General features: G+C 47.5%; 7 protein-coding genes. All 7 read left to right on the top strand.

Annotated elements, in window-relative coordinates; all coding sequences use genetic code 11:
• A partial coding sequence (locus LDL40_RS08365; RefSeq protein ID WP_300994814.1) for an amidohydrolase family protein occupies nt 1-507 on the top strand: 507 nt, incomplete at its 5' end.
• Nucleotides 508-857: 350 nt separating this feature from the next.
• Entirely contained in the window at nt 858-1,784 is a 927-nt protein-coding gene (gene folE2 / locus LDL40_RS08370; protein WP_300994815.1) for a GTP cyclohydrolase FolE2, read from the top strand.
• A gap of 500 nt (nt 1,785-2,284) precedes the next feature.
• Nucleotides 2,285-6,751 carry a glutamate synthase large subunit gene (gene gltB, locus LDL40_RS08375; protein ID WP_300994816.1) on the top strand — a complete coding sequence of 1,489 codons (4,467 nt, stop codon included), beginning with the start codon at nt 2,285-2,287 and terminating at the stop codon, nt 6,749-6,751.
• An 11-nt stretch (nt 6,752-6,762) separates the two neighbouring features.
• Complete coding sequence (locus LDL40_RS08380) at nt 6,763-8,175, top strand: FAD-dependent oxidoreductase (protein ID WP_300994817.1); 1,413 nt, start codon at nt 6,763-6,765, stop codon at nt 8,173-8,175.
• A gap of 183 nt (nt 8,176-8,358) precedes the next feature.
• Complete coding sequence (locus LDL40_RS08385; RefSeq protein ID WP_300994818.1) at nt 8,359-9,387, top strand: DUF2804 domain-containing protein; 1,029 nt, start codon at nt 8,359-8,361, stop codon at nt 9,385-9,387.
• 68 nt (nt 9,388-9,455) lie between these two features.
• On the top strand, nt 9,456-9,731 hold the full coding sequence (locus LDL40_RS08390; RefSeq protein ID WP_300994819.1) for a TIGR03643 family protein: 276 nt from the start codon (nt 9,456-9,458) through the stop codon (nt 9,729-9,731).
• Between the two features lie 9 nt (nt 9,732-9,740).
• On the top strand, nt 9,741-10,000 hold a 260-nt coding region (locus tag LDL40_RS08395), incomplete at its 3' end, for a cupin domain-containing protein (protein WP_300994820.1).

The raw sequence follows: 10,000 nt of genomic DNA on the forward strand, positions 1-10,000 counted from the left end.
CCTACTCATATCAACCGTAACGAGCAGTTGTTTCAGGCTGGTATTGAGTTTGCTAAAGCTGGAGGTGTTATTGATTTCACCACCAGCACTACAGCGTATGACTTACAGCATGGTGAAGTGGCTGCAGCTGAAGCTTTAGCCAGAGCGTTGCAGGCTGGTGTACCTGCGATGAACTTAACTTTAAGTTCAGATGGTAATGCCAGTTTACCTCTGTACAACGACAAAGGTGAGCTGGTTGGCCTTGAGGTTGGCAAAGTACAAAGCTTGTATCAGGTTGCCCGCCAGGCTGTACTTGAGTATCAGGTGCCTTTAGCTGACGCTGTCACAGCTATTACTGCTGCCCCTGCAGCTGTATTGGGTCTGAAACAAAAAGGCCATATAGCGGCAGGCTTGGATGCAGATTTGGTGCTATTGCATAAAAATGATTTAACTATAAGTGATGTCTTTGCCAAAGGCCGTCAGGTTGTTAAAGCAGGTAAAGCTCTGGTCAAAGGTACTTTCGAGTAGTGACTGGCGCCTTGTTCAGCGGCAATGCTGCTATTGGCTATTGCTTTGACGATCAACCAGATAGAAAGCGCCAGAGCAAATCAACTCTATACGGCCAACCCGCTAATCCTATTACTTTGGGAATAGCAGTATCGAAGAGTTGAATTTCAGAACCACAGTCCCAATTTAGCGAATATCCGACAATTTTAGTCGGGTATTCGCTTTTTTCGTTTAAGCTATTCGAAAAAAATCAGCATATATTGCACAGATTTTATACCGGCCCCGGCGGCAAAATATGGTATAAAGTGCGCCAAATTTTAAGTGGGGTCCTGTTGGACAGGACCCCAGCATTTGACGACATTGGAGTATTCATGCCGACCACTATGCCAGATGTAGCTAACCATTCATCCGCCACCACTGAAGGTGTTTTGGAATGGGTTGGCATGAGCCATATAGAACTGCCACTGATGTTTAGTGTTGCAGGCGAAGCACCTCGCCAGGTCAGCGCCCGAGTTGAAGCTTTTGTAAACTTAAAAGATCCAAAAGCCAAAGGCATTCATATGTCCCGGCTGTATTTGTTATTGGATCAGTTATCGACTGAATCCAGTTTAAGTTACTCGACCTTAAGTGAGCTGCTGCACGGCTTTATCAGCAGTCATGAAGATTTAAGTACCCACGCTTTTGTGAAGTTTGATTTTGAACTGCATTTGCGTCGCAAAGCCTTGATCACTGAAAAACAAGGCTGGAAAGCTTATCCTGTAACTATCACCGGCCAGTTAAAAGATGGCAAGTTAGGTGTGGAGATGAAGGTCAACGTGCCTTATTCATCCACTTGTCCTTGTTCAGCAGCTTTGGCTCGTCAGCTGATTCAGGAAGCTTTTGTGGCTAAATTTGCTGGTCACGCTCAGGTAAATACAGAACAGGTAAAAGACTGGTTGGGCACCACTCAGGGTATAGTGGCTACACCACACAGCCAGCGCTCTATCGCTGAAATAAAAGTCCAGTTAAACCACAAAGTGGCTGACTTCCCTGTAATTGCCTTAATTGACGCTATTGAAGATGCGCTGCAAACTCCGGTGCAAGCTGCAGTTAAACGCGCTGACGAGCAGGAGTTTGCCCGCTTAAACGGTCAGAACCTGATGTTCTGTGAAGATGCAGCCCGCCGTTTAAAACATGCCCTAAACCAATTGTCTGAATTTGACGATTTTTGGCTGCGGGTGAATCACTATGAATCACTGCATGCTCATGATGCTGTAGCAGTGACAGTCAAAGGTGTTTCAAACGGTTACCACGCATAAGTTGCGCATAAAAATATCGTTTAAATTACAAAAAAAGGTCGCAACAGCGGCCTTTTTTTTCGACATAATCGACTAAAAGCCACAAAAAAGCCTTATTTCTGTAATTTAATTACAAAACACCACTAAAACAGCCTTCGATAAAATAGTCAGTTAAATGCGCCAGACTGGTCTTGCAATTTCCGTCCAATCTGGGTATATCTAATCGTCTATTTATGGATAGACGTCTAAACGCCATAAAAACAACTATGCGGACCACCTAACTGACTGAAACAAGAGCTGTTGTTTTCTTTCAGGGATAAAAACGCCGATTATAAGAATAATAATTCATAAATTTAACATTTTTACCCACACGCAATTGATATTGCTGCGCGGCAACAACTGATAGAGCCTCATTTATACAGCCTGGCTGTGCAACTGAGGCATTAGAAGCTGGTTTACAAAGCAGCAGTTTCAGAAGCCAGGGGTATATTTATTTTACAGGACAGGTTGGAGGAAGAGTCATGGCGTTGTATCACCACAGTCAGGCAAGAGAGAACTGTGGCTTTGGTCTGATCGCTCATTTAGAAGGCGTCGCCAGCCACCGTATTGTGCGCACTGCGATTAGCGGTTTAGACCGTATGCAGCACAGAGGTGGAATTTCAGCGGATGGGAAAACAGGTGATGGTTGTGGCCTGTTAATGCAAAAACCCGACAGTTTTTTCCGAGCTATTGCAGAGGAAAAAGGCTGGGTTTTGGGCAAAAAGTATGGGGTGGGCATCTTCTTCTTCAGTCAGGATCCGGTGAAAGCTGAACTGGCTCGCGCTATCATTGAGCAGGAAATTACCCGTGAGACCCTGACTTTAGTCGGCTGGCGTGATATGCCAACCGACACGTCAGTGCTGGGTGATTTAGCACTCTCATCTATGCCTCAGATTAAGCAGGCTTTTGTCAGCGCCCAACCCGGCTGGAATGACCATGATTTAGAGCGTCGCCTTTATATGGTCAGACGCCGTATTGAAAAACAGCTGACCGACGATACGGATTTTTATATCCCAAGCTTTTCCTGTCTGGTCACCGTATTTAAAGGCCTGATGATGCCGGCAGATTTGCCGCGTTTTTATCTGGACTTAGCAGACGTTCGGATGGAAACCGCCATTTGCGTATTCCACCAACGCTTTTCGACTAACACTATGCCACGTTGGGCTTTAGCTCAGCCCTTCCGCTTTTTAGCGCACAACGGCGAAATTAATACCATTACAGGTAACAGACAATGGGCCCGCGCCCGTCAGTATAAGTTTGCTTCACCTTTGCTCCCTGACTTACCAACAGCTGCGCCTTTTGTCAGCCAGTCAGGTTCTGACTCCAGCTCTTTAGATAATATGCTGGAATTGCTGCTGGCCGGTGGTATGGATTTATTCCGTGCTATGCGTTTGCTGGTACCACCAGCATGGCAAGGCAACAAAGTGATGGACGATAACTTAAAGGCCTTCTATGAGTTTAACTCCATGCATATGGAGCCCTGGGATGGCCCTGCAGGTATAGTGATGACTAACGGTCAGCATGTGGCCTGTAACCTGGACCGCAATGGCTTGCGCCCTGCCCGCTTTGTGATTACCAAAGACAAATTAATTACGCTGGCTTCTGAAGTTGGCATCTGGGATTACACACCTGATGAAGTGCAGGAAAAAGGCCGCGTTGGCCCGGGCGAAATGCTGGCTGTGGATACGCAGACAGGAAAAATCTGGCGCTCAGAAGAAATTGACCAGGATTTAATGGTTCGCCATCCCTATCGCAAATGGTTGTCCAGCAACGTACAACGTTTAGTGCCTTACGAGCAGTTTGAAACTGACTTAATAGGTAAACGTGTTTTTACTGACGACCAGATGATGGTTTACCACAAGCTGTTTAATTACAGCTACGAAGAAATTGAACAGGTTGTGTCTGTCTTAGCAAAAGACGGTCAGGAAGCCGTAGGTTCTATGGGCGATGATACGCCAATGGCGGTGTTGTCGCAAAAAACCCGCACTTTCTACGACTACTTCCGGCAGTTGTTTGCTCAGGTCACCAACCCGCCTATCGATCCATTACGTGAAGCTCATGTGATGTCGCTGGCCACCAGCATAGGCCGTGAACACAACGTCTTTAGTGAAACTGCAGGTTATGCCCGTCGTATCCAGTTTGAATCGCCAGTAATGATGTACAGCGATTTAAAACAGTTAAAAGCGGCCGACGAGAAATACTACAAACACCATATTATTTCGCTGAACTTTGACCCAGCGGAAGAAGACCTGGAAACTGCAGTACGCCGTGTTTGTGCTGAAGCTGTGCGTGTGGTGCGTGAAGATAAAGTCGTGCTGGTGATCTTAACGGATCGTCGTATCGAACAAGGCCTGATCCCTATTCCGGCTGCTATGGCGGTGGGCGCTGTGCATCACGCTTTGGTCGATAACCAGTTGCGCTGTGACTCGAATATTATTATCGAAACAGCGACAACCCGCGATCCGCATCACTTTGCTGTATTGGTCGGTTTAGGCGCAACAGGTATCTATCCATTCCTGGCGTACGAGACTATCGAACAGCTGGTGGAAAAAGGCAGTATCAATTTAACGGCCCGTCAGGCTGTGTTGAATTATCGCAAAGGCATTAACAAAGGCCTGTACAAAATCATGTCAAAAATGGGTATTTCGACTGTAGCCAGCTACCGTTGTTCGAACCTGTTTGAGGCTGTGGGTATCAACAAGAATGTGATGAAGCTGTGTTTCCCTGATTTACCTTCCCGTATTCAGGGCGCCGACTTTGCCGACTTCCAGCAAGACGTACAGATCCGCGCTAACAGTGCCTGGTTAAAACGTAAACCGCTGAACCACGGTGGCCAGCTGAAATATGTGCATGACGGTGAATACCACGCTTACAACCCGGATGTAGTGCAAAGCCTGCAAAAAGCGGTACGCAGTGGCAAATATGCCGATTACAAAGTCTACTCAGACTTCGTGAATCAGCGCCCTGTCGCGCATTTACGCGACTTATTCAGCCTAAACAAAGCCAATGCAACTCCTGTTGCTTTGGAGCAGGTACAGCCTGTTGAAGCGCTGTATCCGCGTTTTGACAGCGCCGCTATGTCTATAGGTGCGTTAAGCCCCGAAGCTCATGAAGCTTTGGCTATAGCCATGAACCGTTTAGGTGGCCGTTCTAACTCAGGTGAAGGTGGTGAAGACCCACGCCGTTTTGGTACTGAGAAAAACAGCAAAATCAAACAGGTAGCTTCAGGTCGTTTTGGTGTCACACCACATTATCTGGTGAATGCTGAAGTGATTCAGATCAAAGTCGCCCAAGGTGCTAAGCCGGGTGAAGGTGGTCAGTTGCCTGGTGAAAAAGTTACAGCAGAAATTGCACGGCTGCGTTATTCAGTGCCTGGTGTCACACTGATTTCACCACCACCGCATCACGATATTTATTCGATTGAAGATTTGGCTCAGCTGATTTTTGACTTAAAACAAGTCAATCCTGAAGCGCTGATTTCTGTGAAGTTAGTGTCTGAACCAGGCGTTGGTACTATTGCGACCGGTGTGGCTAAAGCCTACGCCGATTTAATTACTGTCTCAGGTTATGACGGTGGCACAGGCGCAAGCCCGCTGACTTCGGTGAAATACGCAGGTTCTCCATGGGAGCTGGGTTTAGCTGAAGTGCATCAGGCCCTGGTTGAAAACGGTTTACGTGACCGGGTTCGCCTGCAAGTGGACGGCGGCTTAAAAACTGGTTTAGACGTGGTCAAAGCCGCTATTTTAGGTGCGGAGAGCTTTGGTTTTGGTACTGGCCCTATGGTGGCTTTAGGCTGCAAATTCTTACGGATTTGCCATCTGAATAACTGTGCCACAGGTGTTGCCACTCAGGACGCCACTTTACGCCGCGATCACTTCAATGGCTTACCAGAAATGGTGATGAACTACTTTAAGTTCTTATCGCATGAAGTACGCGAGCTGATGGCAGAACTGGGTGTCACTTCGTTAGAGCAACTGATTGGTCGTACCGACTTATTATCAGTTCGTGAGGCTGAAACACAGAAACAACTGAAACTGGATTTAAGCCCGATTTTATTGGCCTCTGGTGTTAAATCAGATAAGCCGCTGTTCTGTGTACAGAACAACGACCCATTTGACGATGGCGCCTTAAACCAGGAACTGGTGAAACGCTGCGCCGATATGGTGAAGTATAAAACCGGTGGCCGCTTAACGGTGCCTATCCGCAACACCGACCGCTCTGTTGGCGCTGCCCTCTCTGGTTTTATTGCCCGTCATCATGGCAATCAGGGCATGGCAACAGACCCTATAGTGGTCAACTGCATAGGCACTGCAGGCCAGAGTTTTGGTGTCTGGAACGCCGGTGGTTTGCATTTATCTCTGCAAGGGGATGCCAACGACTATGTCGGCAAGGGCATGACAGGCGGCCAGATTGCGATATTCCCGCCTAAGGGAGTCAGCTACGCCAAAGACGACGCCACTATTGCAGGCAACACCTGCTTATATGGCGCTACTGGCGGCCGTTTCTACGCTGCAGGCCGCGCAGGTGAACGTTTTGCCGTGCGTAACTCTGGCGCCATAGTAGTGGTAGAAGGCACAGGCGATAACTGCTGTGAATATATGACTGGCGGTGTGGTCCTGGTGTTAGGTCAAACCGGCGTTAACTTTGGTGCTGGTATGACAGGTGGTTTTGCTTACTTATTAGATGAACAGGATGACTTATGCCTGCGGGTGAACCCTGAACTGGTGGAAGCGCTGGATGTCAGCACACCAATTCTGCAGGAACACTTACGTAGCTTGTTGCATCAACACGTTGAAGCGACCGGTAGTGAAAAAGCGCACCGGATCCTGACGGATTTCAACAACTACTTAAGCAAGTTCAAACTGGTTAAACCCAAAACAAGTGACGTCAATACCTTGCTTGGTCACCGCGCACGCTCTTCTGATGAGCTGCGGGTTCAGGCGATGTAAGGGAGGCAACTATGGCACAGAATGTTTATCAATTTATCGACGTAAAGCGGGTTGACCCACCAAAGAAGTCGCACCGCGAGCGGACTATTGAGTTCGTCGAAATTTATCAGCCTATGACAGACACCCAGGCATCAGGTCAGGCTGACCGTTGCCTGGACTGTGGTAACCCATACTGCGAGTGGAAATGCCCAGTGCATAACTATATTCCACAATGGTTGAAGCTGGCGAACGAAGGAAAGATTATTGAAGCGGCAGAATTGTCGCATAAAACCAATAGCTTACCTGAAGTTTGTGGCCGGGTTTGCCCGCAGGACAGGTTGTGCGAAGGCGCCTGTACCCTGAACGAAGGTTTTGGCGCAGTCACTATAGGTTCTATTGAAAAGTACATTAACGACAAAGCCTTTGAAATGGGCTGGCGGCCAGATTTATCGGCCGTGGTCAAAACTGGCTTAAAGGTCGCAGTGATAGGTGCAGGCCCAGCTGGTTTAGCTTGTGCAGACGTGCTGATCCGTAATGGCGTGACCCCTGTGGTATTTGACCGTTATCCGGAAATTGGTGGCTTATTAACCTTTGGTATTCCGCCTTTTAAACTGGAAAAAGACGTACTGAAACTACGCCGCGAAATATTCACTGCTATGGGTATTGAGTTCCGCTTAAATACCACAGTGGGTGTGGATGTTAGCTTTGACAGCCTGCTCGAAGAATACGATTCAGTGTTCTTGGCTTTAGGCACTTACACCCCGATGCAAGGCGGCTTAGTCAACGAAAAAGCCCCAGGTGTGTACGAAGCTCTGCCTTATCTGATTGGTAATATCAACAATCTGATGGGCTGGCAAACCGAACACCAGTATGTGAATCTGGCCGGTAAAAAAGTGGTAGTATTAGGCGGCGGTGACACCTCGATGGACTGTGTGCGTACTGCGATTCGTCAGGGCGCCAGTAAAGTCACTTTGGCCTATAGACGCGACGAAGCCAGCATGCCGGGTTCACGCAAAGAAGTGCAAAATGCCCGTGAAGAAGGTGTGGAATTTATGTTTAACCTGCAGCCGCTGGGCATCAAGTTAAACAACGAAGGCCATGCCTGTGGGGTTGAAGTGGTGACTACTGCTATGGGAGCTGCCGATGCCAAAGGCCGCCGTAACGCCGAAGCAGTGCCAGGCTCTGAGCAGGTACTAGAAGCCGACGCCGTCATCATAGCTTTTGGCTTCCAGCCAAGCCCACCGCAGTGGTTAAAAGATATGGGTGTAGAGCTTGATGACAAAGGCCGCGTCGTGGCCAGCGAAAAAAGCACTTATCCACTTCAAACCAACCAGCAAAAAATCTTTGCGGGGGGTGATATGGTGTTAGGTTCAGACCTGGTTGTTACAGCCATAGCCCAGGGTCGTAAGGCGGCTGAGGGGATATTGGACTACCTTCAGGTTTGATGTAAGTGCCGCCTGGCCGCACCACCAATTACTTTGGCTAAGAGTTTTAAGAACATTTTGAAAGCGAGGGCATCAGCTAACACTGATGCCTTTTTGTTTTTATCCCAGCCCAAAACAAAAAACTATTGCCATATCCAGCCTTATTTCAGTTAGAGTAAAACAAAACAACAATAAAAAACTGCTATGAACAACTACCAGCCAAAACTTACAAAAGCACCAGCACAACTGATCCAAAGTAATGGCCAGCCGGCCTTTGGCTTATTTGATGGCTCAATCCCGGATTTTAATCTGCGGGATTTTGTTTATCAGAATTTGATGGATAAAAAGGCCAGTGCCCTCTCCCGTTATTTTCACTATAAGCAGTTTCAGTTTATTTGCGTCACAGGTTCTGACTGGTTGCTGGCTGTGGCTATTGCCGATATCCGGTATGCCAATTCAGGTTTTGCCTATGTGTATCGTTTTGATACAAACCAGACTGTAAGCAGAGGCTTGTTATTGCCAGGTGCTTTGGGCTGCCAAATGAATGATTCACCATCAAAAGGTGAAGCGAAACAACAGTTTGGCTCCTACAAAGTGACAATAAAAACCAGTCCGACACAGTGGCAATTGCATATAGATACCAAAGAGTTAAAAGCAGATCTAACCCTGAATAAAGCAAAGCAAACGCCTTTGGCTTTATGTGCTCCTACCGGCTACAACGGCTGGACTTACACCGAAAAATCCAATGCCCTGGCGGTATCAGGCAGCCTGGAACTTCAGGGCATAGCTCTGGATTTAACTCAGGCTTTAGCAGGTTATGATTTCTCAGCAGGTTTTATGCGCCGCCAGACCAGTTGGCGTTGGGCCAGCATCAGCGCTGTGGTCGAAGGCCAAGCTTTTGGTTTGAATATGGCAGCAGGCGTCAATGAAACCGGGCTTTGTGAAAATGCGCTCTGGTTTGACGGCCAGATCCAGCATCTAAGCCCTGCTTCTTTTGTGTTTGATCGTAAAGACGATACCAAAGCATGGAAAATCAGCAGCCTATGTGGCGAAGTTCAGCTTGAATTTCAACCTTTGTATTGTCGTCAGGAAAAGGTCAATATTGGCTTATTAGCCAGTAATTTCCGCCAGTATGTTGGGCTTTATAGCGGCTTTGTGGCGCTGCACAATGGCAATACAGTGCAACTGAATCAAGTAAAAGGACTGGCTGAAGATCACTATGCTAAGTGGTAATACTATTGGTCTGGTTGCTGATCACTAACGTATTGAGCACTAAGATCCACTGTAGAAGTAAAATTAGCGTGAGCACTATCAGTAAAATCCGTGGCTCTGAATATAGCCCTGAAGACTTATCCCGCATTATTGAAATGGCCTGGGAAGACAGAACCCCTTTTGAAGCCATAGAAGCTTTATATAGGCTAAACCAGCACCAGTTGATTGAGCTGATGCGTAAAGAGCTAAAACGCAGCTCATTTGAGTTATGGCGAAAACGCACCACAGGGCGTACCACTAAACATTTAAAACTGCGCGCGCCTGAAATTAATCGTGGCTACTGCCCGACTCAATACAAGAGATAAATCAACACCATGACCTTATTACCCTGGGCTCAAATGAGCGCCGAAATTAATACGGATTTAAGTCAACGCGTCGTCCAAACCCCAGAACAAGTGCTCTGGTATGAGTCTCCTGCCAAAGATATTCACAGAAGGCCGTTGGACAGAATAGGCGCAGAAGTCGCCAAAGCCACCAGCATAGTGCGTTATTTGCCTGGAAGTCAGTTTGATTCACATCAACATGGTGGTGGTGAAGAAATCCTGGTGCTTGAAGGTACTTTTTCTGACGAATA

This window comes from Rheinheimera sp., from assembly GCF_020217005.1.
Lineage (GTDB): Bacteria > Pseudomonadota > Gammaproteobacteria > Enterobacterales > Alteromonadaceae > Pararheinheimera.